The following is a 25,841-nucleotide window of genomic DNA, read 5'->3' as shown; positions in this document are numbered from 1 at the left end:
GTCTCACCTTCTTCTCTCATTCCATGCCGCTTGGCGGCATTCATTCCACATCGTTTCCATTATCGCCGGAATCGCGCCGCATATCAAGTGGGCAATGTTCCTTATTCTGTTTTATTCGGGACTGGGCCAAAAGGTGACGTCGGATGGAAAAGAACAAAAAACCGGACGGGCAACCGTCCGGAAAATGGATTCCTGTTTCTCGCCAAAATGGCAGAAACAAAGCAGCATATCCTCATTCCCATCCCCTATAATTCTATTTCTTGTCCTACTCCGAGCTCCTTCGCTTTTTGATAGACGCCAATCGCCACAGCCAAATCATAGAAAGCCGCTCCGACCGATTTAAATAAGGTGATTTCCTGATCGTGTTGCCGCCCAGCTTTCTCTCCGGTGACGAGTTCCCCGATTTCGGCATCAATTTGAGAAAAAGACCATCTTCCACTTTCAGCCGCCTGAATGAGTTCTCCTGCCTCATGCCTGACGCCCTCAAGTGTATCGACGACAATGCGGTCCGCTTGGACAATAGTCTCCACATCCAACTTGCGCATATGTGGCAAGTACGAGCCAATGGCGCTAATGTGCATGCCTGGCCGCAACATTTGACTGGAAAACACCGGCTGTTCCGAGCGCGTGCTGCATACCACGATGTCGGCCTGGCGAACGGCTTCGTCCGCCTCATCCACCACATATACCTTCCCTGTCCATTCCCGAACCAGTTGATGCAGTCCCGCCGCCAAGTCTTCTGCTTTTTTCCTCGTTCGGTTGTACAGAAATATACGTTCAATCGCTCTCACTGCCAATATGCCAACCACTTGTTCTTTGGCCATCGCCCCTGTTCCGATCACCGCTAGCCGCGACGCCGCCTGTGTCGCCAAATAATCAGCTGCAATGGCGGATAACGCCCCCGTGCGCAGTCTCGTCAAATACGTGGCATTACAAACCATCCGATGTTCCCCGTTTTCGCATCCGTAAGCACCATGATCCCCTAGGTGGTCGATCTTCCTGCTGCAGGGTTATGGGGGAAAATGCTGACCACCTTCACCACTGCTGCCCCCTCCTCAGCGGATGGCATATACAAAATCGAAGCATCATGATTCGGAAATGGAAGCACCGTGCGATCAGGGGTGATCACTTTCCCTGCTTGTTTTTGTCGCAACATTTCTTTTACATCGGAAATGGCATCCTTCATCGTATACATGCGTTGAATTTCTTGTTCTGACAAAATAAGCATAATCCCCCTCCCTCTAGAAATGTTGATGTATCAAGGCTTTTCGGCCCCTCAGGGGTGTCCAAAAAATATTTTTCGACAAAATCCCTTACATCCTTTTTCAGTTTTGTGGATATCTTACAGACCTAGGGTGCGCTTCGCGGCCACGGCTGGGGATATTTTCCTGCCGTGGGGGGAAGCATATTCGATGCACCCTTTGGATCTCCGCGTCGCTGATGAGGACGAACCCTCCCATGTCTCCGGGCGTCTTCGCGCCAACATTCCCTCGTTCGGTCTCGTCATCAGGCGGAGGCCGGCCAAGCTCCTTTAGGGACTCAAGGTCGAATGGATGAAATCACGCCAGCTTCTCCGGTGTCATCTCGTTGTCCAACGATTCTTCCGTTCGCAGGGGGAGGCCTTAGGCCGCCCGTTGCACCTGGGACAAGACGTCCTGTTTCATTCGCTCCGCGTCAAACGCTTGTTTCTTCGTACAAATCGCAAACAGCACATTCAACAGCTTCCGGCACAAGGCGACGATGGACTGCTTTCCGGTCAGCGGATTGACGGATCGGGTCGTATAATACTCATGCAGCTCGCGAAACGCCTCGTTATGCCGAATCAGCGGAATCATCGCCCGAAACAGCACCGAGCGCAACCGTTTCCGTCCCCGTTTGGAGATGTGCTTTTGCCCTTTGCGCTGGCCGGAGGAGTTCTCCTTGAGCGTCAGGCCCGCCAACTTCACCAATTGGCGCGGGTCCCGATAATGGGCGAAGCTGCCGATCTCCGCCAGCAGATCGATGATCGTGGCGTCTCCCAACCCGTCGACCGTTTTCAACCATTGGTACTCCATCGTCGTTTGAACCAATGCCTTCAACTCGGCGTCCAGTGCAGCGATCTCCGCCTCCAATTGGCGGTATCGGCGGACGAGCGCGGCGATCTCAAACCGGGCCATCGCTGTCCCTTCCGTCACCCCAATCGAGTCCTTCGCGGTGTTGATCAACGCCTGAATTTTGGCCTTCTGCGGGCATTTCATCCCTTTGCTTTGCCGGTACACCTCGATGAGCTCCTCGGCGGTCCGACCGGCCATATCAGCCGGAAGCGGCGTCCACTCCAACACCGAAAGCGCCGTTTTCCCCAAGTCACGAAACACGGTCCAAAACTCTGGAAAATACCGATCCGTCCAGCGGACGATCGCGTTTTTCACCGCCGTCTGTTCCTTGCGGAGCTTCTCTTTGAGCGTGCTTCCCACGCGCAAATCGGCTTCGATCTCGTGCAGCAGCCGGGGAACGAGGAATCGTCCGTCTTTTGCCAGTCTGGCAATGACCAGGGCGTCTTTGGCGTCGTGTTTCGTCGGCAGGTTGTCATCGAGTTCTTTCGACCGGCACACATGCGCCGGGTTGACCATGACCAACGGGATCCCGTGCTCCTCGAGGAAGTAGGCCAGGTTCAACCAGTAGTGCCCGGTCGGCTCCACCGCGACGATCACCTCTGACTTCCCAAACGCTTGCATCGCCTCCTGAATCGCTTTATACAGCTGCTGAAACCCCTCTTTCGACTGGAAGATCGGGAACGACTTGCGAAGCACGCGCCCCCGGTCATCCACGAAGCAGGCGTAGTGGGTTCGTTTCGCGATATCGATGCCCACGACAAGCGTTTGTTCCGTAACTTGATCAATTTTATAGTTTTGTGTACAATTCATCTGAAGTCCTCCTTGGTATGGTGAGTGATGTGGTTGACACCCCTGCATCATACCAAGAGGGCTTTTTTTGATCAAGTCCCCGGAAAAGCTCCTAACGGGAATGCTCCTTCAATACGCTGAAAAAACGGAACCGCGTTACGCGATTCCGTCTTGCTCATCAAGTTCTTCATGTTTGCGGTCGCGCACAGACCAGACAGCGGCCAGCGAAATAAGCGAGACTAATACAATATATAAGGCCACCGGCACATAAGAGTTCCCATACGCCGCCAGCAATGCCGTAGCGATGAGCGGTGCCGTTCCTCCCGCTAGTGCGGCGCCGATTTGGTAGCCAAGCGAAATACCCGTATATCGGACGTTAGATGGGAAAATTTCTGAAAACATTGTACCAAGCACAGCGTTGACACTCCGCACGCCTAAAGGCGTGGGATTCTTGGATCGTTTGCGTCCTCATCCATTTCTGGTTCGGACAACGCAAAAGCTTCGGGATGTATCATCACCCCGTCCCATCGGGTTAGGATGTACCCCAATGGGCGGCGCACCTGTGACCAGTGCGCTAGGTTCGACGGCAAAGCCCGAAATCGCTTTGGCGATGTTGATGGCGCCATTCAAGTCGGCGTGGAGAGTGTATCCACACCTTTGGCATCGGAAGCGTTTCGTGTCGCGGTTCCACTTCAAATGTGACCGCAACAGCCAAGTACCATTTCTTTCTCCTTGCAACGATTACATGATATCGTTTTTTTTCATCATCATTCAATTATGAAGAAAACGGCTCGCTTTCATCCCCCCCTCAAGGAGTGGGCTTTCTCGCTCGCTGATCTGTAATGCGGACGAGAGCAAAGAGTTTTACAATCATATACATATGGAAAAAATGGTAACAACCATTTCATGGGAGGGAGTCCATTGCACGACGCACACGACGCATTAGCAGAGGTCAGCGTCATTCTCGGCCGGTCGAAAGAGGCGCTCGGCCAGTTTCAAGCGATTTTAGAGCCGACAATTGAACAGGCGGTTGATGATCATGAACGGCTGTATTGGCATCATATTTACGAAGAAGAGGAGCACCGATTTGACCGTTTGGCCGCCCTGCTTCCAAAGTTGGAGGAGGCATTGGCGGACGAAGCGTTCTTATCGCGGGAAAACGGCGACTTTCTGCGCCTGTTGCAAGACATCAGCCTAGAAAAATTCGGCTTGCACAACTTTTTGGAGCATCTCGATTTGTCGTTGTTTCATTATAAAGGGACGGAACATGAACCGGCGATTGCGGCGCTGCGCGACATGACCGCGGCGGACTACCAACAGATGAAAGCCGCTCTCGAAACGCTCAACCGTGCGCTCGATGCGCCATTGTCTTTCGACGCTTCAGTGCCGACGGACGAAAAAGAGCATCAAAAAGACCATTTGAAACTGGCTCAGTACGCTGTCCCTCCTTCCGACCCAGCACCTGTCCGCCCATCGATCGGAACGAGACGGCAACTGACAGTCGGCAGCTTAAAACACGGATAAGAAAGGAGAGGAAACATGGATAAAACGAAGCTGTATCCAGAAGCCCCGCTCACAGCAAGCCAATGGAGCGAGCTTGAGGAACTGGTCATTGAAACGGCGCGCCGCCAGCTCGTCGGACGTAGGTTTATCGATTTGTACGGTCCGCTCGGCGAAGGTGTCCAGTCGGTCGCCAACGATATTTATATGAACCCGGAACAGGGGGACATGAGCTTCCACGGCAAAGAGCTGAGCCTTTCCGAGCCGGCGCGCCGCGTGCATTTAACGATCCCGCTTTTGTATAAAGACTTTATTTTGTACTGGCGCGACATTGAGCAGGCAAAACAGCTTGGCAGCCCGATCGACTTTTCCGCCGCTGCCAACGCCGCCCAGCAGTGCGCGCTGCTCGAGGACGATTTGATTTTCAACGGTTCGGCTGAATTTGATGTACCGGGCATTATGAACGTGGAAGGAAAAATCGCCCACATTCGCAGCGACTGGATGAAATCGGGCAACGCCTTCGCCGACGTCGTTGAAGCGCGCAACAAGCTGCTTCAGCTCGGCCATACCGGCCCATACGCACTCGTCCTGTCACCGGAGTTGTATGCGTTGATCCACCGCATCCATGAAGGAACGCACGTGCTTGAAATTGAGCACATCCGCGAGCTGATGACCGCCGGCATTTACCAAACGCCAGTCATTAAAGGCAAACGCGGCGTCGTTATCGATGCCGGCCGACAAAACATCGATCTTGCTGTCGCTGTCGACGTGCAAACCTCGTTTTTAGATACGGAAAACATGAACTACTTGTTCCGTGTCTATGAATCGGTTGTGCCGCGCATTAAACGGCCGAGCGCCATCTGTACGCTTGAAGATCCAGCCGGAGCCTCGTAATTTCTCTTTTCAGGGAAAGAGGGGACACATTAGCGGGAGGCTGGCTAGACATGGGCCAAAGCGTCCGAAGGCGATTCAATAGCCACATCCGCTGCTTGCAACAATCGAAACGCCCAGCGGATTTACAAACCGCTGGGCGTCTTGCTAGTTGGCCATCAAGCCGTGCGGGCTGCTTGGTCTTGAACGTTCGAAACGAGCAGCGACAATTCCGGACTGGGCGCCTCAACACCGATGTCATCGATAATCATTTTCGCTTCCTGCCAAAAATGGACGGTATAGCTGCCTTGATAAATATCGAACAGCCGTTTTAAATAGCGCCGCTTGTTGTGGATGGCTTCCCGTTTATAAGCGACGTTGTTCAGCTCACGGATTTTTTTATGTTCGGGCGCGGAAATGACGCTAATGTCGTGGACGTTGACAACCATCCGATCTCCTTGCTCGGTCACAAAGCCGACAGAGTAATATTGAGCGCCCAGCTGATCGATATGAACGATACAGGCGTTTCGGTATTCTTCGCCGGAGCGGAGACGGAGAAATGCAGCTTCGATGGCGCCGCCGACTTTTCGCTCGTTGGCCAAAATCGCTTTCATATCGCGCAGTCCGTTCATCGGAATGCCCATGGTGTCTCCCCCTTGTCCCTAGCCAAGATGGCGTTTTCGCAATTCCTTTTACTATTATGATACCAATCATTCATTCGGATGTAAATGAGATTCATTTTCAAACTAACCATGTAATTTAAAGGAGATGTGTAAAAAAATGGTAAAACATTCACGGTCGGCTCACTGAAGCCTGCCGTCCGGCCATCGGAGCGCTCCATTTCTGCCGCGCCGCCTAAGCCCGATGGGCCGTCCGCCGTGCGGCCGTCTGTCATTCAAATCGAACAAAAAGGGAAAACGTTCACCGTGCAGCCAGCCCCCGGCGTTTCGCTTCTTGACGCCGCCCTAGGACAAGGTGTTCTGCTCGATCACAAATGCAAAAAAGGAACGTGTGGCCGTTGCATGGTCACCGTTCTGGCCGGCGCTCACCTTCTCGCTCCGAAAACGCGGCGCGAGCGCGAAAAAACGGATCAACCAGCCAAACGGCTTGCCTGCCAAGCACAAATCCAATAAGCCGAGCGCTATTTTAGCACGATCGGCTTATTTTTTCCCATGCAACCGCTCCCACCTACTTTCTCTCATTGCCTGACTCTTTACGCCATGGTATGATGGTGAGAAATACAAAAAACGGAGGGGATGCCTATGAGAACGGTCACCTTAACCGACGTCTTTGCCCATCCGATTGCGCAAAAATATTTAAAACGATCCGGCCTCGCCCACGCCATCACCGCGGCGTACCATGCCTACCACCTTGCCCTCCGCCACGGAGTGAACGTCGACTTGGCGACAAAAGCGGCACTGCTTCATGATATCGGCCATTACACATGGTACAAAAACGGCCGTTGGGACTACGAACAATACCGACAAAACGACATCCATGCCATCAAAGGGGCCGAGCGCGCCCATAAGCTGCTGATCCGCCTTGGCGAACATCCGCAAAACGCTAAGGAAATTGCCCTGGCGATTTTGCTTCATACCGATTCCTACCTTCCAGAAGGAGAATGGAAACGAACGCCGCTTCAAGCCATCGTCAAATGGGCCGACGAAGCCGACGAGGAGCCCGGCGGCCGCCACCATTATCGAACGATCAGCGACGACTTAGCGTGGAAAAAAATCCGCCAGCTCGACGAACTCGTCAGCCGTCAGCACGGAAAAGAGCGACTCGGGGATATTGTTTGACCGCTTGCCTTGATGTCGCCATTCCCCTTGAACAGACGCGAAACATCGCCACGAACAATGTATGCTCTGAACGGAAACAGCTCACCCTTTCATCAGGTGGGCTGCTCGCGCGCCAGCGACACAGAACGATACACACCATCGAATGCCCTCTTATATCCTCATCGTCCACTCACGCTTTAAGACTGCTTGGCACCATCTGTCCCGCCAAAACGCCCGCCGCCGTTCTTCCCAAAAAAAACGGCAAGCCTTGGAGCACCGCCGCAACGCACCGTTTTCCTGCACTTACCGCTCTCTTCTCCGTAAATGTTCAATATGACGCCGCACCCGCTCGGTGTAATGCGTGCTTAAAAGAGATGCCCCTTCATCAAGAATAATCGAAGCGTACGATTCGCTTGGCGCGATTTCATCCAACTGTTTCTCGACGACAACGTACGTGAGGGCGGAAACAAGCTGTCCCTTACACTGCACATCGACGTATTCACGACGGTACACGCCGGCTGGGACGCCCTCGCGCCAATCAAGTTCCGTCACATAGCGCGCCGGAATTTTGTACAGCACGCCTTCGACCCGGTCGCCCGGAGAAGGGACGATATCTGCGACCCCTCCTTGCCGACCGCGGGAATACCGGGTGAACGCCAACCGGTGATCGTCAAGCACCGCTCGGCCCATCACCTCAAAATGCGGGACAGTGCAGCGAAAATCGCGTTCGCTCATGCAAGAGCCATAGGCAAAGTACATCACTTCATCTTTGGAATGGAGAAACACCATCCAATCACCTCCAAAAACTTGTTTGGCGTGTTGCTCAAGCCACTCTTTTCGTTCTGATGGGTACACGTACGTGTAACACGTGTACTTCTCGCCATCAGCATCTATGGCGGTCACGGTGATCCGTTCATAATGGTTAGGCTGTCCCGGGCCGTGATACCCTTCAAGCTGGTCAAGTATGGCAAGCGACGTTTCCGGGTCGCCATGCTGGTTATAGGCGATGGCGCTTGAACCCAGCTGAGCGAAACGTTGAAAAATCGCTTCTCCCCCTCTTCAGCCATACCTCGTCATTGTCGTGCTCCTCTTCCACGAGCCACTGATTCAATTGCTCGCGCAGCCGTTCGATTTCCTGTTTTTTCCCCACTTCTCCCGTCCCCTTTCGCATTCAAAAGCAAGTTTTTTCTCATTATACCAAGGTAAGGCGCCCAAGCCTACCGTCCGACAACAAACCGCAACATCTCTTTTCCTTTTCTCTTCCCCATTGTATAATGCAGCGAGAATCCCTCCGTTAATCATGTTTTCCGGCAAAAAACCGCGTTGGACGATGCCCCAACGCGGGTTTCCTTACAGCTCATCAAACCCATTATCGACTTGTACTTTCGTATACTGGCGTGGTTTTTGCTCGAAGAAGTCTGATTTGCCAAGGTCAACTTCTTCATACGCTTTAATCCAGCGGAGCGGGTTCGTCCGGTAGCCGTCAAACGGGCGGTCAAATCCGAGCTGGTGGGCGCGGACGTTGGCGTAAAACTTAATGTACGCTTCCAAATCAGCCAAGTCGATGCCATCGATGTCATTCCCAATGATTTCCCCGGCCCATTCGATTTCCAGCTCTGCCGCTTTCATAAACGTGTTCCGGACGAAATCGGCAAGCTCCGGCGTCCGATACTCCGGGTATTCGTTCAACACTTCCTTGAAAATTTTTGTAAACAAATCAACATGAATGTGCTCGTCACGGTTGATGTAATTGATCATCGTGCTCGTCGCCACCATTTTTTGCTGGCGCGCGAGGTTGTAGAAAAAGGCGAACCCCGAGTAGAAAAACAATCCTTCTAAAATAACGTCAAAGACGATCGACCGCAGCAAGTTCTCCACGTTCGGCTCTTCGGCAAACGCCTTGTAGCCGTTCGTCACAAAATCGTTCCGCTTGCGTAGCGTCGGTTCGTTTCGCCAAAAGTCGAATACTTCATCTTGCTTTGCTTTCGGCACAAGGCTCGAGAGCACGTACGAATAGGAATGGTTGTGAATGACTTCCTGCTGGGCGAGCATGATCATGAGCGCATTGATGCTCGGGTCCGTAATGTAATCAGCGACACGTCCGGCGTAGTCGGTTTGGATGCTGTCAAGCAGCGCCAAGAGTCCAATGATTATCAAAAACGCATCCTGCTCGCGGGCGGTCAGCTGCGGAAACTGCTTCACATCTTGGGCCATATTGATTTCAAACGGCGTCCAAAAGTTGGCGAGCATTCGCTTATATTTCGCATACGCCCATGGGTAGGCGATATCGTCCCAGTTCAACACATTCGAGCAGCGGCCGTTGATAATGCCCGTCGAACGGTTCGGCGCCTCTGGATCCATAATCGGCCGTTTGACTAAGCTGATTGTCATGATCCATTCCTCCCTTTCAGCTAAGCTTCGGCGTGAATCTTTCCCCGGAATCGGCAACGTCTGGGGGAAGACCGTCAGCTCGCGCAAGAATCGCACTCGTCGATCGTCCCCGATGTCGAACGCACGTAATACGTCGTTTTCAGCCCCGACTTCCACGCCGTCAAATGCAAATCGAGCAGCTCTTTTGCCTTAATCGTGTTCACGACGTAGAAGTTAAAGGAGATGGCTTGGTCGACATGGCGCTGGCGGGCGGCGTTTTGCTTGATGCTCCAGCGCTGGTCGATATGGTACGCCGATTTGTAATACCATGTCGTCTGTTCGTTTAAATCCGGCACCGTAACGGGAATCTTATAATCTTTCTTTTCCTCGGCGTACACTTTTAAGAAAATCGGGTCAATGCTCGCTGTACTGCCGGCGATGATCGACGTCGAGGCGTTCGGCGCCACCGCCATCACATAGCCGTTTCGCATCCCATAGCGGGCCACGTCTTGCTTCAGCCGATCCCAATCCAATTCACCGTGGCTTTCGTAGCCGCGCCGCTCAAAATAAGCGCCTGTCTGCCAGTCCGACCCCGGAAACGCCGGGTAGCTCCCTTTCTCTTTGGCGAGCTCCATGCTCGCTTGAATCGCCAAATACGCGATCGTTTCATACAGCTCGTCGGCATAGCGGACCGCTTCGTCCGACTCCCAGCGAATGCCTTTTAACGCCAACAAATGATGCCAGCCAAAGGTTCCAAGCCCGACAGCGCGGTATTTTTCGTTCGTCAGGCCGGCTTGCAGCACAGGGATATTGTTTAAATCAATGACATTATCGAGCATCCGCATTTGAATCGGGATCAGCCGCGCCAAAACGCCGTCGGTCACCGCCCGCGCCAAGTTGATCGACGATAAGTTGCAGACGACAAAATCGCCTGGGATTTTCTCAATGATGATCGTCCCGTCTTTCACATATTGCCGCTTCGTCACTGTCGGGCTTTGGTTTTGCGCGATTTCCGTGCAAAGGTTGCTGCAGTAGATCATCCCGAGATGGCGGTTCGGGTTTTGCCGGTTCACTTCATCGCGGTAAAACATAAACGGCGTCCCCGACTCGAGCTGGCTGCGCATAATGCTTTTCATCACGTCGATCGCCGGCACTTTTTCTTTCGACAGCCTTGGTTCGTTGACGCATTGCCAATATTTCTCGCGGAAACTCCCGCGCCCTTTTTCCTCATCATAAAAATCTTCCAAGCTAAACCCCATCACCTTCCGCACTTCATGCGGATCAAACAAGTACCAGTCGCCGCGCTGTTCGACTTGCTCCATGAACAAATCAGGGATGCACACGCCGGTGAACAAATCATGCGTCCGCAGCCGTTCGTCGCCGTTGTTGAGCCGCGCATCGAGAAACGCAAAAATGTCTTTATGCCATACATCTAAATAGACGGAAATGGCTCCTTTTCGCTGTCCCAACTGATCGACGCTCACCGCTGTATTGTTCAACTGCTTCATCCACGGGATGACGCCGGAGGAGACCCCTTTGAATCCTTTGATGTCGCTGCCGCGCGACCGGATTTTGCCTAAATAGACGCCGATGCCGCCGCCCGATTTCGACAAATTGGCGATGTCGGTGTTGCTGTCATAAATTCCTTGCAAGCTGTCATCGACCGTATCGACAAAGCAGCTCGACAGCTGGCCGTACGACTTCCCAGCGTTGGCAAGCGTCGGCGTCGCCACGGTCATGTATAAGTTGCTTAACGCCCAATACGCTTCCTTCACGAGCGCAAGGCGCCGCTTTTGCGGTTCATTCGCCATGAGCGTCATGGCAATGACCAAAAACCGCTCCTGCGGCAATTCATACAACCGCCGCTCATAATCGCGCGCCAAATACCGGTCCGCGAGCGTGCGCAGCCCAATGTACGTAAACAGCTTGTCCTTCTCCGGATCAAGAAACGCACCGATGGCGTCGACTTCTTCTTTCGTATAACGTTCAAGCAAGAACGGACTGTACACCCCTTGTTCCGTCAGCGCAACAAGCAGCGAGTAGAAATCGCCATACCGCTCGCGTTCATCGTACCCGCGCTGCCGCGCCGCTTCACGGTACAATTGCCGCAAATACAGCCGGGCGCACACAAACGTCCAGTCCGGCTCCTCTTCATCAATGTAAGAAAGTCCTTCCAAAATAGCCGTTTGGTGCAGCTGTTCTACCGTGACGGACTCCTTTCGGCTAAGAAGCTGCCAAACACGCTCGACGTATTCATCAAGCGACAGACGGCCGAATCCAGCGGCGGCTTGCCCAATCAGCGACACAAACTCTTCACGTGAAAACGAAACCGACTTCCCTTGATCATCGAGGATGACCGTTTTCGTCAATGTGGTCATTCGTTTCTTCTCTCCTTCCATAAAAAAATCCGCTCGGGCAGGCGAGCGGATGAAACGACAGACGAAAAAAGGCAGACGAACCCTTTGTTCTTTTCCCCTATCGTTTCATCTTCTCACACCCCGAAGAACATGAAACGTTCCAAGCAAGGCAGGTCTCCTGACTCGTGCATCGTCCTACTTTGTGGCCTTCCCAGCGGCGCGCCGAACAGCTCTTGCCGCCAGTGGCCATCCCATTTCGTCCGCACATACAGTTGCGGGGGCAGTTCCGGATTCGCACCGGATTCCCTATTAAGTCCTGATGGACACCGTTGCTTGGCAGAACAATATGTAGTTGTAAAAAAAGACCTCAAAACCAATATATAGTAGTTTAGCATCCTGATGGAACAAGCATATACCAAAACCGGGAAAATTGCAAGAGCGGGAGAAAGCAAATTTTCTCTTTCGCTTCGCCAAAGGCAAGGAAACTGTCCGCACCATCGAAAAAGGCGTTCTAGGTGTCGCCCTTAGAACGCCCTGTCGTTTCCCTGCTACGCCTCCAAAACAGACGCTGGCCGCTCCTCGCTTTGTGCGGATGAAGCAAAATCGTACTTCTTTTCCACATACACTTGATGCCAAACCATAAACGCCAACACCGTCCACAGCTTGCGGCTGTGGTCCGCCTTGTGGCGGGCATGTTCATCCAGCAGCCGATAGAGCACGTCCTTATGGAACAGATGATCAGTTTCGCTTTCGTTGATGAGCTGTCTCGCCCAGTCATACATTTCGTTTTTCAGCCAGTGGCGAATCGGCACGGGGAACCCTAATTTTTTCCGGTTTAACACATGATCCGGCACGATGCCTTCGGCGGCTTTACGTAAAATATATTTCGTCGTACCGTTGGCTATCTTCATATCAGGGGCGATTTGCCTAGCAACCTCAAATACCTTTTTGTCTAAAAAGGGAACGCGCAGCTCAAGCGAATGGGCCATCGTCATTTTGTCCGCTTTGACTAAAATATCGCCCCTTAGCCATGTATGAAGATCAATATACTGCATCCGGTTGACGGGCGGGTCATGAAGCGTTTCGCGGTAAAACGGAGCCGTCACCGCCGTATATTCGCACCCTCCTCGGTACGTTTTGAGCAGCGCCGCTTTTTCCTTTTCGCTATAGATTTTGGCATTGCCGACATACCGCTCTTCAAGCGGCGTCGTGCCGCGCTCCAAAAAGCTTTTTCCTTTCATTCCGTCCGGAAGCAGCTTCGCGATCATCCGCAACACCGCTTTTACGATGTTTGGCATACGCACAAACAGCCGCAGCGACTCTGGTTCGCGGTAAATGTTGTAACCGCCGAACAGCTCGTCCGCCCCTTCGCCAGAAAGCACAACCGTGACATGCTTTCTCGCCTCACGAGCGACAAAATAAAGCGGCACCGCCGCAGGATCGGCAAGCGGATCGTCCATATGCCACATAATTTTCGGCAGCTCTTCCATATACTCCTGCGGTGAGATGACATAGCTAATGTTGTCTACCCCAAGCTTCTCTGCCGTTTCTTTTGCGACATCGATTTCACTGAACCCTTCCCGCTCAAATCCGACGGAAAAGGTCTTCAGGTGCGGATGGAATTGTTTCGCGATGGCGACGATGAACGATGAATCAATGCCTCCCGACAAAAACGCACCGACCGGCACATCGCTGCGCATATGGACGTTGACCGAATCAAACAGCGCATCGCGGATTTTCTTTACAAGCTCCTCTTCCGATTGGCGAATGGGGTCGAAGGATGCCTTCCAATAACGATGAATCGTGAGCGGTTTTCCGACTTGTTTCTTGAGATAATGCCCCGGCTCCAGCTTGTAAATGCCGGCCGACATCGTCAGCGGCTCAGGGACATATTGGAATGTTAAATAATGCTGCAGGGAATCGCCGTTTAGCGACTCCTGTCCCAGAGCGAGCAAGATGCTTTTCTTTTCCGAAGCGAAAAACGTGCAGTCTCCTTGCTCCGCATAAAAAAACGGCTTAATGCCGAACGGATCCCGCGCCGCAAACACCGTTTTCTCTTGCTTGTCCCAAATGACAAACGCAAACATCCCGCGCAGCTTTTCGACCGCTTTTTCTTTTTCCGCGCTGTAAAGGGCGACAATCACCTCGGTATCCGAATGCGTCGCAAACGAATATCCTTTCGCCGCCAGCTCTTCCCGCAATTCAAGATAGTTGTAAATTTCCCCGTTAAAAATGATCCAATATCGATCGTTTTCATAAGACAGCGGCTGATGTCCCGCCTCCAGATCGATGATGCTCAGCCGCCGAAAGCCAAAACTCACGTAGTCATCAAAAAAATACCCCTCATCGTCGGGGCCGCGATGGGTAATCAGGCGGTTCATCTCCACCAACGTTGTTTTCCATGTTTGCTCAATCGCTCTCGGGCGATCATGAATACAGCCAATAAAACCGCACATGGCGATGATTGTCCCTCCACTTTGCTAAGAAGAATTCAAAAACAACACCAAAAACCTTTTTGTTTAAAACTAAAATGATTTATACAAAGACACTTTCATTCTATCATACACAACATCAAGTTTCAAAAACAATCTGTTTCCATTTTTTCAGGAAAACTGCTTGCAAGATTTTCAGTTTCTCATAATATTAACGATAAAATATGGAGAAAGTGTGAATTTCACCATTTTTGCACATCGATCTGTTACTATAAAAACACACACGTGTTATAAAGGAGTTGAGAATGGCTTGTTAGCGTTTATCCTTTTTTTGACTTTTCTCATCGTTTCCCTTTGTTTTGTTCTCTTGAGAAGACCTCTAAACGGGAGGATGGATCAACTGTCGCTCGGATTGTTTATTTCCTGTTTCTTGCTATTGGCCGCCTCATTATCCTATTATGCAAGTTCGGCCCAGATAGGCGATGCCATCAAAGCCTTCATACAGAACAGAAACAGCAGAGAAACCGACCCGTCCCCGAGCAATCAAGCAAAGGAGGCGAATCGATCAGTTGCCTCTTCAAAGAAACAAGCGCTAAGGACATCCGTCCTGATTGACGCCCCCCTTTTGTCTCAGCTTCCGGAACTGCCAAGAGGATGCGAAGTAACCAGCTTGGCCATGCTCTTGAATCATGCCGGCATTCGCGTCGATAAGATGACGTTGGCGAAACAAATCAAGAAAAATCCTACTCCGTATCAAGTGCGAAATGGCCAAGTGTTTTACGGCCACCCAAATGAAGGGTTTGTCGGCGATATGTATACGTTATCGAAGCCTGGATACGGCGTGTACCATAAGCCGATCAAGCAGTTGGCTGAGCGGTACTTGCCGAACCAAATCATCGACTTAACAGGGCAATCGTTTGAGAACATCTATACATACTTGGCCAAAGGCACACCGGTTTGGGTGATCACCAACACCACCTTTCGTCCTCTTCCTCCCTCTGCCTTTCGGGAATGGCAAACCCCGCAAGGCCCGATCAAAATCACGTACCGGGAACACGCGGTGCTCATTACGGGATACGATGAGCAGTACATTTATTTCAATGATCCATTGACCGCTGTCAAAAACCAAAAAGCGCCGAAACAAGACTTTATCGACGCTTGGGTTCAAATGGGACGGCAGGCGATTACCTACCACCGTTAGACATCGGTGAATCCGAATCGCTTGCCTTTTTTACATTTCAGTTGAACGATTTTCTCCATACATTTTGCACATCTATTTTTTATCATATCATTGCATCTCCCACTACAAACTTAAGGAGGGAAAACGACATGAAAAAATGGCTGCTTGGCGCCATTTTCGCAGGAGTAGCAGCGATTGGCGCAGCTTGCTCAAATCCATCTTCCATGCAGGGACACGACATGTCCGGCATGAATATGGAAAAAGAAAATACTTCCGCTGAAACGAGCAAGCAGCAATTACCTTTGGCAACCAATACAGAAGTATTATCCGGGAAAGAAATTCACCTTACTGCGAAGGAAGCGTTATTACAAATCAACGATCAAGTCAAACTCCCGGTCTACACGTACAATGGATCGGTACCCGGTGCGCAAATCCGCGTAAAGCAAGGGGATAATGTGAAAATTGTTTTAAAAAATGAATTGCCAGAACCGATCACGATTCACTGGCACGGCTACCCTGTTCCAAATAACCAAGATGGAGTACCGGGTGTCACGATGGACGCCATTAAACCGGGTGAAACGTTTACGTATGAATTTACAGCAACCGTGCCGGGAACGTATTTTTATCATTCCCATCAAAAAAGCGCCGAGCAAGTGGACAAGGGATTATACGGTACATTAATCGTAGAACCGAAAAATGAAGAAAAAGTCGATCGAGATTACACGCTTGTATTAGATGAATGGATGAGCGACCCGGACGCCGAAAGCCATATGGACATGAATATGAGCGGCATGGATCATAGTAATATGAATAATGGAAATAGCTCTGATAATCAACAAATGGATATGAACAGCATGGGACATAATATGAATATGTACGATATTTTCACGATTAACGGAAAAAGCGGGGCTGCTGTCCAACCGTTAAAAGTGAAAAAAGGCGAAAAAGTACGGCTTCGTCTGATCAATGCAGGGTACATGGCCCACAAACTTCACCTGCATGGTCATGAGTTTAAAATTGTCGCAACTGACGGGCAGCCGTTAAAAGATCCGCAACCAATCAAAGATGAACTTTTAAGTATTGCTCCGGGTGAGCGCTACGACATTGAGTTTATCGCCAATAACCCGGGTGAATGGTTACTAGAATGTCACGGAAATATGAAAGGTACCGATGGCATGAAAGTGAAAATTCAATACGAAGGACAAGCAAACAATACGGACAAAGCGAACGCAAAAGAAAATCTCCCTGTGGTAGATATTACAAAATACGGAAAATATGAGACAGGTCCATTTACGTTAGACCAAAAATATGATGTAGAGTATACAATGGATTTAGGAACGGCCATGGGCAAAAATGGCATGATTTTCACGATTAATGGGAAAACGTATCCTGACACAGCGCCTATTCATGTGAAGACAGGAGATTTCGTAAAAGTAAAAATCGTGAACAATTCACCTACGGATGTACATCCGATGCATTTACACGGCCATTTCTTCCAAGTGTTAAGCAAAAACGGCAAGCCGGTCACAGGCTCTCCATTGATAAAGGATTCCTTAAATGTAAACCCTGGTGAAGAATATGTCGTCGCGTTTAAAGCGGATAATCCGGGAAATTGGATGTTCCATTGCCATGACTTGCACCATGCTTCAGCCGGAATGGTCACACAAGTAAAATATACCGATTACAAATCGGACTATACCCCAGATCCGAATGACACAACGAATAAAGGTGAATAAAAAAGCTGAAGGGGCTGACCCAAAACACAAATGCGTTTTGGGTCAGTCCCTCTTTTTTTCCGCGCTTGTTACTTTCATTATAACATCTCGCTTTCTCGATATTCTTCAAGAAGAGAAAAAACTTTCCCCAGCCGAGACCCGCTACGTTCTAGATAAAAAAGTGCCCCGTCATCACTTCGAGGCACCTTCCGTATGTTATTTCACATCATATCCTTGCTCTTCAATCGCTTCTTTCAGTTTTTCTACGCTGACCTTTGTTTCATCATACTCCACATCGACAGTTCCTTCTTGCAAATGCACTTCTACACGGCCGACGCCATCCAACGCTTGAAGGGCATTGGTCACCGCTGCTTTGCAATGTCCGCATGTCATTCCTTGTACTTGTAATGTAATGGTCATCGTCCATTCCTCCTTGAATGTTTATAGTTTCACGCGTTTCAAACGAAGCGCGTTTGTCACAACCGATACAGAGCTGAATGCCATCGCCGCTCCCGCGATCCATGGCTCCAATAATCCGAAAGCGGCGACCGGAATGCCAATCGTATTATAAAACAACGCCCAGAACAGATTTTGCCGAATGTTTTTCATCGTTTTGCGGCTCAACTCAATGGCTTTCGGGATATGGCGCAAATCGCCGCCGACCAAGGTCACGTCCGCGGTCTCGATGGCGACATCAGCTCCCGTGCCAATCGCCATCCCAATATCCGCTTTCGCAAGAGCTGGAGCGTCATTAATGCCATCACCGACCATCGCCACACGTTTTCCTTGCTTTTGCAATTCCTCGACGATGTTCGCTTTGTCTTCCGGGAGCACCTCGGCGTACACATGCTCAATGCCGACTTCATTGGCGATCGCTTCCGCTGTCCGTTGATTGTCCCCTGTTGCCATATAGACATCGATGCCCATTTGTTTTAATGTTTGAATGGCTTCTTTGGAGCTTTCTTTTACCGTATCCGCGACCGCAATGATGCCGGCAAGCTGTCCATCGATGGCAACGAGCATCACTGTTTTCCCTTGTTTTTCAAGCTCTACCATTTTATCTTCATGCACAGAAATCGCTACAGAGCGTTCCTTCATCAATTTTCGCGTCCCAATAAGGATGCTTTTTCCGTCAATGACCGCTTCAATTCCGTGGCCGGTAATGGCGGAGAAGTGCTCCAATGGCTTCAGCGAAATCGCTTGTTTCTTCCCGTATTCCACAATCGCATGAGCCAGCGGATGCTCCGAAGCGCTCTCGGCGGAAACCGCATAATCGAGCATGTCCTCGCGGAAGGCCAGCACATCGGTGACTTCCGGTTTTCCTTTTGTCACGGTTCCTGTTTTATCGAGTAATACGGCATTGATTTGATGCGTTCTCTCTAGGTACTCACCTCCTTTAAAGAGAATTCCCTGTTCTGCCCCTTTGCCGGTGCCGACCATAATCGATGTCGGTGTGGCCAAACCGAGCGCACAAGGGCACGCGATGACAAGAACGGCGATGGCCGCCTCAAGCGCTTTCGCCAAATCACCCGGCGCAGCAAAGAAGTACCAGATCATAAATGCAACAACCGCAATTCCGACAACAATTGGTACGAAAATACCCGAAATGACATCCGCCATCCGCTGAATCGGAGCTTTCGAACCTTGTGCCTCTTCGACGATTTTAATGATATTGGCAAGTGCTGTATCTTTTCCTACTTTTTCTGCTCGAATGGTCAGCACCCCATTTGTATTCATGGTCGCTCCGATCACATAGTCGCCTTCCTTTTTATCAACCGGAATCGATTCACCGGTAATCATCGATTCGTCTACGGAGGATGCTCCGGCGATGACCGTACCGTCCACCGGGATTTTTTCTCCTGGCTTGACAACAATCGTATCGCCGATCACCACTTCCTCGAGCGGAACTTTTCTTTCTTCCCCATGACGGATGACAGTAGCTTCCTTTGCCTGCAAGCTAAGGAGCTTTGAAATCGCTTCCGTTGTCCGCCCTTTCGCAAGAGCCTCAACGTATTTGCCGACAAGCACAAGCGTAATCAAGACGGCGCTTGTTTCAAAATACAACCTTGGCATATATTGAGGATTCCCAAGCGTTCGCAACGCTTCATACAAGCTGTAAACGTACGCGGCCGATGTTCCAAGCGCCACTAGGACGTCCATGTTCGCGCTCTTGTTTCGCAACGCCCGGTACGCCCCGACATAGAAAGGACCGCCGATGTAGAACTGAACCGGTGTAGCGAAAAGAAGCTGGAACCACGGGTTCATCAACAGATGCGGCATCGGCAAGCCGATATCAAACGGCATATGGGCAAACATCGTATAGAGCAGCGGCAACGATAAGATGATGGAAATGGCAAGTTGCCGTTGTTTTTGTTTCAACCGCTCTTCTTTCCGGCCAGCATCGTCTTGTTCTTCGTTTCGAATTTGCCCCTTATACCCAAGCTTTTTGATTTTCTCTAAAATGTCTTCGACAGATGCAACACCCTCCTTGTATTCGACCACCGCGCTGTTTGTCGCCAAGTTGACAGCAGCGCTTGTCACACCTTCCATCCGATTTAACCCTTTTTCAATCCGCGTCGCACAGGCCGCACATGTCATTCCTTCAATATCAAGCGTCACTTTTTCCGTCGCAACGCCATACCCCAAATTCTCAATTTTCGTTTCGATATCGGCGATCGTTTGTTTTGATGGATCGTATTGAATCGTGGCTTTTTCCGTGGCCAAATTGACATGGGCTTTGACGCCATCCATCTTATTTAATACTTTCTCAATCCGATTGGCGCACGCGGCACATGTCATGCCGGTCACCTTCAGCGTCACGGTTTTCGGCTCCCCCATTTCCCGTTTCCCCCCTTACTTTGAAAATTGTTTCATCACATCCATCAATTCGCGAATCGATTCGTCTCCGCTCCCTTCACGGATCGCTTTCGCCACGCAATGGCTCACGTGGCGTTCAAGCAGCTGCAGCCCGACTTGGTTCAACGCCGCTCTGATCGCAGAAATTTGCACTAAAATATCGATGCAATACCGATTGTCCTCCACCATTTTTTGCACCCCGCGCACTTGTCCTTCGATGCGCTTCAAGCGCTTGATAATGCGTTCGATTTCCTGTTCCGTTCGTGGAACCATTTTTTTATCCACATGATGATCTTCATAATGGTTCATCAAACATCACCTCTTTTCATTACATTATACCGGTAATGGGTATAAAACGCAACAGAGATCCCCTCTACAAATCATGTTCACCACAAAACCGTAATCAATACCTGTGCAGGAAAAAACTGCTTTCCACAAAAAATTCACAATTTTAATACTTTAATACCATAATAAAACATGACATAACTGATCAATAAGCCGCTGATCAGCAAAAGATTTTCGCCCTGAACGACTATATTGCCGAATTGCAATATCCATTCCCCCAAAATTCATATTTCTATCGGTATTAGAAAGGATTCTTCGTTGCGACGAAAAAATACAACTATAACTACATCACCCTAACCATCTTGAAACGTTCTTCCAAACATTGTTACTGCATCATCTTCTTTAAAACCAATAAGTGATGGTATCGAACACGCCAAGCAATACCATCACAATTCCAGCGGTTTGCTGAATGAGCTTCCCTACCCGTCTTCCTTTTTTCATGACAGCACCGCTCAATCCTAAGTACCAAAGGATGAGGATGAAGAAAATAACCGGTACAGAAGTGCCGACGGCAAAGACGCTCGGCAACAACACTCCATAAGACGTTGAGTATACGAGAGGCATTAGAGTAACAAAAAATAGAACAAACATCGTTGGACAAAAAGCCAACGAAAAGCCAAATCCCATGAAAAACGAACCGATTTTTCCTTTTGCCCATCCCTTCGGCACTCTGAACAAAGTGACATTCCAATACATTTTAAAAAGCCCTAACAAATACAAGCCTACGAGAACAAGAATCGGGCCAATCAGCTTTCTTAACCATGGAAAGTATAGTGTCAGTGTACTTTGAATCTCCTTCCCCATCAACCAGACGATCAAGCCTAACCCGGAAAAAGCGATGACCTTTCCGAAAATAAATAAAAGCAGTTCTTTCCAAGCGATCCCCTTTTGCAGAGATTGGTTGCTGTACAACGTGATTGCTCCTAAGTTGCTAGTCAGCTGGCACGGAGCCATCGCTCCGACGATGCCAAGAAGAAACGCTGACAAAACAGGAAGCGCTGTTGTGCTGTTGGCCATATTCAGAAACGGCTGGCTCAGCAGGTTGCTGATTTGGCTTAGGAATGAATACACTCTTCTTCTCACCCTCTCCATCCGTTACTTATATTGTAGCAGTGAATTTTGCAAAAATTATGGAGCGATATATTTTTAGGCAAACAAAAAGACATGCGCCCGCATGTCCCTATATTTCCCCTTCTGATGCTAGTTTTGTCCAACTTCCACCGTTATTTGTAACTATTCAGCCACATCATAAAGTGAGCTGAATATTTTCTTCTTTCCTTGTCTATGATGTGAATATTGATAGACAAGGAGGTGAATCGCATGTTGACGGTACAACAAGCTGTATTTACAGTTGAGGGCTTAATCGGCAAAGTTCAACAACAAAAACAGCTCATTCATCAACTCATTCAAGAAAATGAACATTTGCGTCACGAAAACAAACAGCTACGCAAAGAAAATGAACAACTGAAGTACCGTGTTCAAGAGCTGGAAGCACGCACGAAAAAAAACAGCTCCAATAGCCATTTGCCCCCATCTTCTGACCGTTTTGAGAAAAAGCGTTCCTCCCGCGAGCCGTCTGGCAAAAAGCCTGGTGGGCAAGAGGGACATGAGGGGAAGACGCTCCGTCAAGTGGAACATCCACATCATCGCATCGTCCACCGTGTGCATACGTGTCAAGGATGTGGAGCTTCTTTGCGTGAAGTCAAACCGTTCAAAGTCGATATCCGTCAAGTGTTTGATGTCCCTCCTGTGGCGATCGAGGTGACACAACATGAACGTGAAGTGAAATCGTGTCCACATTGTCGATGCGTGCAACAAGCCGAATTCCCATCCCATGTCACGAATCATGTGCAATACGGTCCACGGCTCACGGCACTCGTTGTTTATTTACATCATATCCAATTGATCCCGTACAAGCGTTTAAGTGATACAATCGAAGCGTTATATCAACACTCGATTAGTACAGGAACCCTTGCCAATATGGTGAAACGAGGACGCGAAGCGCTGGAATCAAATATGGACATCATCGAAGACGCCTTACTTGAATCCAACATCCTGCATGTCGATGAAACGAGTTTGCGCATCAATGGGAAACTCGCATGGGTGCATGTCGCGTGTACATCGAGATATACATACTTGGCTCCTCACGCTTCTCGTGGAAAAAAAGCGACCGATGAGATCGGGATTCTTCCCCGATATGAAGGGACGATGATGCACGATGCGTTCGGTACGTATCCGAAATACACACATGCCACCCATGCCCTTTGTCATGCCCACCATTTGCGTGAGTTAAAAGGATTCATCGAACAGGGGCATACGTGGGCGATGCGCATGACCACGTTTCTGTTAGCCGCCAAGCAAGCCGTCGAAGCCCATCACGGTGCACTTTCCGAAGAAGAAGCGAGACGGTGGGAACGAGTGTATGATCGCATCCTAGAAAGAGCACAACACCGATTAGAAACGATGACGCCTCTTCCGAAAAAAGCACTCGCTTTTGTTCGACGCCTTCAAAAACGAAAGGAAGAAGCGCTGCGTTTCTTACGTGAAGTACATGTTCCCTTTGACAACAACCAAGCCGAACGCGATCTTCGCATGGTCAAAGTCAAAGAGAACATTTCGGGTACGTTTCGCGAAGAAACATTCGCGCAGTCGTTTTGCATCGCAAGAAGCATCGTTTCCACACTGACGAAACACGAAAAAAACGTGTGGGATTCGTTATGTCTTCTGTTGACAGGTGAAACGCTCGATCGTGTTCTTTCTACCACTTAGGGCATTTTCTATGACCGAAATGCCCTATTTGTGCTGGGCTTTTTTATACACTAGCACTGGGGTGAATAGTTACAAATAAATTAATTTTGTTAAAGTGCCTCTTGTGCAGATTTTGTGCAAGTTTTGTGCAGATTTTTCTTCGGTGTGTAGTATGTGATTCACCTTAGTGATTTAAGATGCAAAAGATAGCACTGATATTTTTATTTCCAGTGCTATTTTTGTTTACTAATTCCACATGGATGAAGTGGATAGGATAAATATTCCGTTCCCGGAAACATGATAAACATTTATTCTAATTTTGGCGTCGCGGAAAAATATTGCTCAAATACCATGATAGAACAATGTATATCGATCAGTTTAAGGTAATTCGTTCTAATCCTTCTCTATCTAAAACAATGATTTTCCGATGACCTTTAACCTCAATAAGTCCTTCCTCTTGAAATGCCGTCAGCTTTCTGCTTAAAGTTTCTTGGCTCATACCCAATAGAGAAGCGAAATCCCCTTTGGTCATATTCAGGTGTACCACTTTATTACCCGCGGACATATCTAATAGTACACGGGCCAATCTTTGTTCTACTGTATTAAGGTTGATTGTTTCAATAAGACTTTCTGCTCTTTCCAACCGTTGGCTCAACTCTTCCAATACTTTAAAGGCAATGGATGTGTACTTCTTCATAAGCTTTTTTAGCTTTTCCCCTTCAATGATGCACATCGTTGTAGGTTCCAAAGCCACTGCATTCTCTGTCAAAGACAAAGGGCTAAAAAGGGAAAGTTCCCCCATAAATTCACCGGGGCCAATCACTCGAATGACCTGCTCTTTACCATTGGCGTTAAGCCTGGAGATCCTTACTCTCCCAGAACGGATAACATAAAGCTTGCCCCCTTTATCGCCAGCACTGTAAATCATTTCATTCTTCTGAAAAGTTTTGCTCCTTGTTATGGCGGCAACTTCTAGCATTTCTTCTTTGGTTAAACTACTGAAGATCGGAACTAGCTCTATGCAATTTGATTGATCCTTTGAATGGCAGTGGCAATCCATTGAGTATCCCTCCATTATCTAGATCTCTTTGATTTTCGACATCAACTAGGATTATTATACCATCCAAGGAGAAGGCACTCTACGATATTTCACGTAGGGTGCCTTAAGTCTTATTTGGTCCTTACTTGAGATTTTTTAACTTCATATCCCAGTGCAACGATGGCGTTTTCGATCGTTTCTATAGAAAGTTTTTCTTCGTCAAAGTCTAATTTTACTTTGCTTGAGTTAAATAAAACATTAACACTTTCCTTATCTACACCCTCTAAAGATTTTACTGCGTTCTCAATTTTTTGTATACATGATGGACAAGTTAATGTTTCTAATTGAATCGTTGCTTTTTGCATAGTTTATCTCTCCTTTTCGATGATCGAGTGCGCAAACAGCGAATCCACGGGAGAAATGCGGCAGTTTTCCGTTCGTCGTCACCTTTCCTCCGCATCGGGAAAGGGCGGACAATGGGTGGTGCACCCAGTGGATTCAAACACTTTTCCGTACAGGGTCTAAGCCACCATTAAGCATAACGTCCTGTTGAACTGTTTGCGCCTATTCTTCATTATGGGAAGAAAAGGGGGATTTTCATCCCTGGGTGGAGGGCAAACCATTGCCCATGGATCTTTTCCGTGAAAATACATGCGCCTTCAGCGGTCATTTTCATGCCCGGGTGGAGAGCAAAAATTGCTCATGGAACTTTTCCATGCATACTTATTTCAAGGTGAAAGGTATGCATTAAAACAAGAAAAATGGTGTTATGTCAAGAAAACGGACACATTAAACAGAGAGAAATAGCTGAACTTAGGCAGCTGCTTTTCTCTGACTAGCGTAGTAAGCAGCCTCCAATTCACATGGCGATACATAGCCAAGGGCGGAATGACTTCTTTTACGGTTGTAGAAACATTCGATGTACTCAAAAATGGCTTGTTTCGCTTCTTTTCGCGTGCGGAATCGATTCATAAATACACTCTTTCTTGATGAGGCTATGAAATCACTCGATACAAGCATTGTCGTAACAGTTTCCACGTCTCGACATGCTCACTTGAAAATGATGTTCCTGTAAGAGCTGTTGATAGTCATTCGAAGCATATTGGCTCCCACGATCCGAGTGATGAAGGACTCTCCCTGTTGGTTTCTCGTTGTTTAACGCTCGTTGTAACGCTTTGATGACTAACTCTTTCGTCATTCGTGTATCGATATGCCATCCTACAATCTTGCGAGTATATAAATCCATGATGCCCGCTAAATACAACCAACCTTCATCGGTAGGAATGTACGTGATATCCGCCATCCATACTTCATTCGGAGCCGTTGCTTGGAAGTTTTGTTTCAATAGATTGTCATATACGTTGTAAGGATGGTTGCTGTTCGTAGCGGCTTTGAATTTACGGACGGTAATGGATCTCAATCCTTCTTCGCTCATGATGCGAGCAACCGTCTTTTGAGACACACGAATCCCTTGTTTGCGCAGTTCTTGCGTAATTTTCGGGCTTCCGTAAATCTTACGGGACTTTAGATGCTCATTTCGAATCTGTTGAGTTAGTTGTTCTTTTCGTTCTTTCTGTTTACTTTTCGCGCGCTTGAGCCAATCGTAATACCCACTTTTGGAAACACCGAGCACTTGACACATCTTCACAACAAGAAATTCGTTTCGGTGTTGAAAAATGAACGCGTAAATTACTTCTGGTTTCTGGTGAAGATGCCTAGCGCCTTTTTTAGGATCGCTAATTCCTCATGTTGTAGATGTATTAAAAAAA

At 49.0% G+C, this 25,841-nt stretch carries 21 protein-coding genes, 4 pseudogenes and 1 riboswitch; of the genes and pseudogenes, 7 read left to right on the top strand and 18 right to left on the bottom strand.

Annotated elements, in window-relative coordinates; all coding sequences use genetic code 11:
• Positions 1–245 precede the first annotated feature (245 nt).
• The 4 genes and pseudogenes from NSQ51_RS04470 to NSQ51_RS04455 form a co-directional block, all read right to left on the bottom strand.
• A pseudogene (locus tag NSQ51_RS04470) lies at positions 246–1,228 on the bottom strand (ornithine cyclodeaminase family protein).
• Positions 1,229–1,622: 394 nt separating this feature from the next.
• Positions 1,623–2,903 (bottom strand): IS110 family transposase, encoded by a 1,281-nt coding sequence (locus NSQ51_RS04465; protein WP_033013870.1) that lies wholly within the window; start codon positions 2,901–2,903, stop codon positions 1,623–1,625.
• A gap of 135 nt (positions 2,904–3,038) precedes the next feature.
• Positions 3,039–3,299 (bottom strand): annotated as a pseudogene (locus tag NSQ51_RS04460) (MFS transporter); the annotation flags it as partial.
• Positions 3,259–3,575: pseudogene (locus tag NSQ51_RS04455) on the bottom strand (zinc ribbon domain-containing protein); the annotation flags it as partial. The pseudogenes NSQ51_RS04460 and NSQ51_RS04455, both read right to left, overlap by 41 nt.
• Before the next feature lie 228 nt (positions 3,576–3,803).
• Here NSQ51_RS04455 and NSQ51_RS04450 point away from each other — a divergent pair.
• Together NSQ51_RS04450 and NSQ51_RS04445 are read left to right on the top strand one after the other, a co-directional pair.
• Positions 3,804–4,406, top strand: a complete 603-nt coding sequence (locus NSQ51_RS04450) for an IMEF encapsulin system ferritin-like cargo protein (protein ID WP_230581350.1) — start codon at positions 3,804–3,806, stop codon at positions 4,404–4,406.
• 15 nt (positions 4,407–4,421) lie between these two features.
• Positions 4,422–5,276, top strand: coding sequence for a family 1 encapsulin nanocompartment shell protein (locus NSQ51_RS04445; protein WP_033015758.1), 855 nt, complete (start codon positions 4,422–4,424; stop codon positions 5,274–5,276).
• A gap of 155 nt (positions 5,277–5,431) precedes the next feature.
• Here the strand turns inward: NSQ51_RS04445 and NSQ51_RS04440 are convergent, their stop codons facing one another.
• Complete coding sequence (locus NSQ51_RS04440) at positions 5,432–5,896, bottom strand: hypothetical protein (protein ID WP_049625529.1); 465 nt, start codon at positions 5,894–5,896, stop codon at positions 5,432–5,434.
• A 234-nt stretch (positions 5,897–6,130) separates the two neighbouring features.
• On the opposite strand from NSQ51_RS04440, the gene NSQ51_RS04435 reads away from it, so the two are divergent.
• Positions 6,131–6,385: a 2Fe-2S iron-sulfur cluster-binding protein gene (locus NSQ51_RS04435; protein ID WP_020279516.1), complete on the top strand. Its 255-nt coding sequence runs from the start codon at positions 6,131–6,133 to the stop codon at positions 6,383–6,385.
• A 129-nt stretch (positions 6,386–6,514) separates the two neighbouring features.
• Positions 6,515–7,051 carry an HD domain-containing protein gene (locus tag NSQ51_RS04430; protein WP_013146000.1) on the top strand — a complete coding sequence of 179 codons (537 nt, stop codon included), beginning with the start codon at positions 6,515–6,517 and terminating at the stop codon, positions 7,049–7,051.
• Positions 7,052–7,333: 282 nt separating this feature from the next.
• Here NSQ51_RS04430 and NSQ51_RS04425 read toward each other — a convergent pair whose 3' ends face one another.
• The 6 genes and pseudogenes from NSQ51_RS04425 to asnB all read right to left on the bottom strand — a co-directional run bounded on the left by NSQ51_RS04425 (position 7,334) and on the right by asnB (position 14,213).
• A complete protein-coding gene (locus NSQ51_RS04425; protein WP_223813623.1) occupies positions 7,334–7,819 on the bottom strand; it encodes a gamma-glutamylcyclotransferase family protein in 486 nt (161 codons plus the stop codon).
• A gap of 60 nt (positions 7,820–7,879) precedes the next feature.
• Positions 7,880–7,996, bottom strand: a pseudogene (locus NSQ51_RS04420) (gamma-glutamylcyclotransferase family protein); the annotation flags it as partial.
• Between the two features lie 31 nt (positions 7,997–8,027).
• Complete coding sequence (locus NSQ51_RS04415; protein ID WP_231107640.1) at positions 8,028–8,180, bottom strand: hypothetical protein; 153 nt, start codon at positions 8,178–8,180, stop codon at positions 8,028–8,030.
• Between the two features lie 200 nt (positions 8,181–8,380).
• Complete coding sequence (locus tag NSQ51_RS04410; protein WP_049625527.1) at positions 8,381–9,421, bottom strand: ribonucleotide-diphosphate reductase subunit beta; 1,041 nt, start codon at positions 9,419–9,421, stop codon at positions 8,381–8,383.
• A 74-nt stretch (positions 9,422–9,495) separates the two neighbouring features.
• Positions 9,496–11,778 (bottom strand): ribonucleoside-diphosphate reductase subunit alpha, encoded by a 2,283-nt coding sequence (locus NSQ51_RS04405; RefSeq protein WP_049625526.1) that lies wholly within the window; start codon positions 11,776–11,778, stop codon positions 9,496–9,498.
• A 129-nt stretch (positions 11,779–11,907) separates the two neighbouring features.
• Positions 11,908–12,103, bottom strand: a riboswitch (cobalamin riboswitch).
• Positions 12,104–12,305: 202 nt separating this feature from the next.
• Entirely contained in the window at positions 12,306–14,213 is a 1,908-nt protein-coding gene (asnB, locus tag NSQ51_RS04400; RefSeq protein WP_049625525.1) for an asparagine synthase (glutamine-hydrolyzing), read from the bottom strand.
• A 286-nt stretch (positions 14,214–14,499) separates the two neighbouring features.
• Here asnB and NSQ51_RS04395 point away from each other — a divergent pair, with 286 nt between their 5' ends.
• Together NSQ51_RS04395 and NSQ51_RS04390 are read left to right on the top strand one after the other, a co-directional pair.
• Positions 14,500–15,390, top strand: coding sequence for a C39 family peptidase (locus NSQ51_RS04395; RefSeq protein ID WP_049625051.1), 891 nt, complete (start codon positions 14,500–14,502; stop codon positions 15,388–15,390).
• Positions 15,391–15,518: 128 nt separating this feature from the next.
• On the top strand, positions 15,519–17,105 hold the full coding sequence (locus NSQ51_RS04390) for a multicopper oxidase family protein (RefSeq protein WP_121650123.1): 1,587 nt from the start codon (positions 15,519–15,521) through the stop codon (positions 17,103–17,105).
• 195 nt (positions 17,106–17,300) lie between these two features.
• On the opposite strand, the gene copZ is transcribed toward NSQ51_RS04390, so the two are convergent.
• The 4 genes from copZ to NSQ51_RS04370 form a co-directional block, all read right to left on the bottom strand.
• A complete protein-coding gene (gene copZ / locus NSQ51_RS04385) occupies positions 17,301–17,504 on the bottom strand; it encodes a copper chaperone CopZ (RefSeq protein WP_033015735.1) in 204 nt (67 codons plus the stop codon).
• Between the two features lie 21 nt (positions 17,505–17,525).
• Positions 17,526–19,922 (bottom strand): heavy metal translocating P-type ATPase, encoded by a 2,397-nt coding sequence (locus NSQ51_RS04380; protein ID WP_064213583.1) that lies wholly within the window; start codon positions 19,920–19,922, stop codon positions 17,526–17,528.
• A gap of 15 nt (positions 19,923–19,937) precedes the next feature.
• A complete protein-coding gene (locus tag NSQ51_RS04375; protein ID WP_013523213.1) occupies positions 19,938–20,249 on the bottom strand; it encodes a metal-sensing transcriptional repressor in 312 nt (103 codons plus the stop codon).
• Between the two features lie 378 nt (positions 20,250–20,627).
• Positions 20,628–21,356: a sulfite exporter TauE/SafE family protein gene (locus NSQ51_RS04370; protein WP_021321436.1), complete on the bottom strand. Its 729-nt coding sequence runs from the start codon at positions 21,354–21,356 to the stop codon at positions 20,628–20,630.
• 249 nt (positions 21,357–21,605) lie between these two features.
• Here NSQ51_RS04370 and NSQ51_RS04365 point away from each other — a divergent pair, with 249 nt between their 5' ends.
• On the top strand, positions 21,606–23,054 hold the full coding sequence (locus NSQ51_RS04365; RefSeq protein WP_342462736.1) for an IS66-like element ISBst12 family transposase: 1,449 nt from the start codon (positions 21,606–21,608) through the stop codon (positions 23,052–23,054).
• Between the two features lie 352 nt (positions 23,055–23,406).
• Here NSQ51_RS04365 and NSQ51_RS04360 read toward each other — a convergent pair whose 3' ends face one another.
• The 3 genes from NSQ51_RS04360 to NSQ51_RS04350 all read right to left on the bottom strand — a co-directional run bounded on the left by NSQ51_RS04360 (position 23,407) and on the right by NSQ51_RS04350 (position 25,813).
• Positions 23,407–24,093, bottom strand: a complete 687-nt coding sequence (locus tag NSQ51_RS04360; protein WP_082432183.1) for a Crp/Fnr family transcriptional regulator — start codon at positions 24,091–24,093, stop codon at positions 23,407–23,409.
• Positions 24,094–24,203: 110 nt separating this feature from the next.
• Positions 24,204–24,437 (bottom strand): cation transporter, encoded by a 234-nt coding sequence (locus NSQ51_RS04355; protein ID WP_055357891.1) that lies wholly within the window; start codon positions 24,435–24,437, stop codon positions 24,204–24,206.
• A 638-nt stretch (positions 24,438–25,075) separates the two neighbouring features.
• Positions 25,076–25,813 (bottom strand): IS3 family transposase, encoded by a 738-nt coding sequence (locus NSQ51_RS04350; RefSeq protein WP_121650199.1) that lies wholly within the window; start codon positions 25,811–25,813, stop codon positions 25,076–25,078.
• Positions 25,814–25,841 lie beyond the last annotated feature (28 nt).

It is taken from the genome of Geobacillus sp. FSL K6-0789, assembly GCF_038593135.1.
GTDB classification, from domain to species: domain Bacteria; phylum Bacillota; class Bacilli; order Bacillales; family Anoxybacillaceae; genus Geobacillus; species Geobacillus stearothermophilus.
This window is presented reverse-complemented; position numbering and strand designations above follow the sequence as displayed.

Excerpts from the sequence above, each read along its gene's own strand:
- NSQ51_RS04465 (WP_033013870.1), bottom strand. The coding sequence starts at position 2,903 with ATGAATTGTACACAAAACTATAAAATTGATCAAGTTACGGAACAAACG.
- NSQ51_RS04445 (WP_033015758.1), top strand. The coding sequence starts at position 4,422 with ATGGATAAAACGAAGCTGTATCCAGAAGCCCCGCTCACAGCAAGCCAA.
- NSQ51_RS04440 (WP_049625529.1), bottom strand. The coding sequence starts at position 5,896 with ATGGGCATTCCGATGAACGGACTGCGCGATATGAAAGCGATTTTGGCC.
- NSQ51_RS04430 (WP_013146000.1), top strand. The coding sequence starts at position 6,515 with ATGAGAACGGTCACCTTAACCGACGTCTTTGCCCATCCGATTGCGCAA.
- NSQ51_RS04425 (WP_223813623.1), bottom strand. The coding sequence starts at position 7,819 with ATGGTGTTTCTCCATTCCAAAGATGAAGTGATGTACTTTGCCTATGGC.
- NSQ51_RS04410 (WP_049625527.1), bottom strand. The coding sequence starts at position 9,421 with ATGACAATCAGCTTAGTCAAACGGCCGATTATGGATCCAGAGGCGCCG.
- NSQ51_RS04405 (WP_049625526.1), bottom strand. The coding sequence starts at position 11,778 with ATGACCACATTGACGAAAACGGTCATCCTCGATGATCAAGGGAAGTCG.
- asnB (WP_049625525.1), bottom strand. The coding sequence starts at position 14,213 with ATGTGCGGTTTTATTGGCTGTATTCATGATCGCCCGAGAGCGATTGAG.
- NSQ51_RS04390 (WP_121650123.1), top strand. The coding sequence starts at position 15,519 with ATGAAAAAATGGCTGCTTGGCGCCATTTTCGCAGGAGTAGCAGCGATT.
- copZ (WP_033015735.1), bottom strand. The coding sequence starts at position 17,504 with ATGACCATTACATTACAAGTACAAGGAATGACATGCGGACATTGCAAA.
- NSQ51_RS04380 (WP_064213583.1), bottom strand. The coding sequence starts at position 19,922 with ATGGGGGAGCCGAAAACCGTGACGCTGAAGGTGACCGGCATGACATGT.
- NSQ51_RS04375 (WP_013523213.1), bottom strand. The coding sequence starts at position 20,249 with ATGAACCATTATGAAGATCATCATGTGGATAAAAAAATGGTTCCACGA.
- NSQ51_RS04365 (WP_342462736.1), top strand. The coding sequence starts at position 21,606 with ATGTTGACGGTACAACAAGCTGTATTTACAGTTGAGGGCTTAATCGGC.
- NSQ51_RS04360 (WP_082432183.1), bottom strand. The coding sequence starts at position 24,093 with ATGGATTGCCACTGCCATTCAAAGGATCAATCAAATTGCATAGAGCTA.
- NSQ51_RS04355 (WP_055357891.1), bottom strand. The coding sequence starts at position 24,437 with ATGCAAAAAGCAACGATTCAATTAGAAACATTAACTTGTCCATCATGT.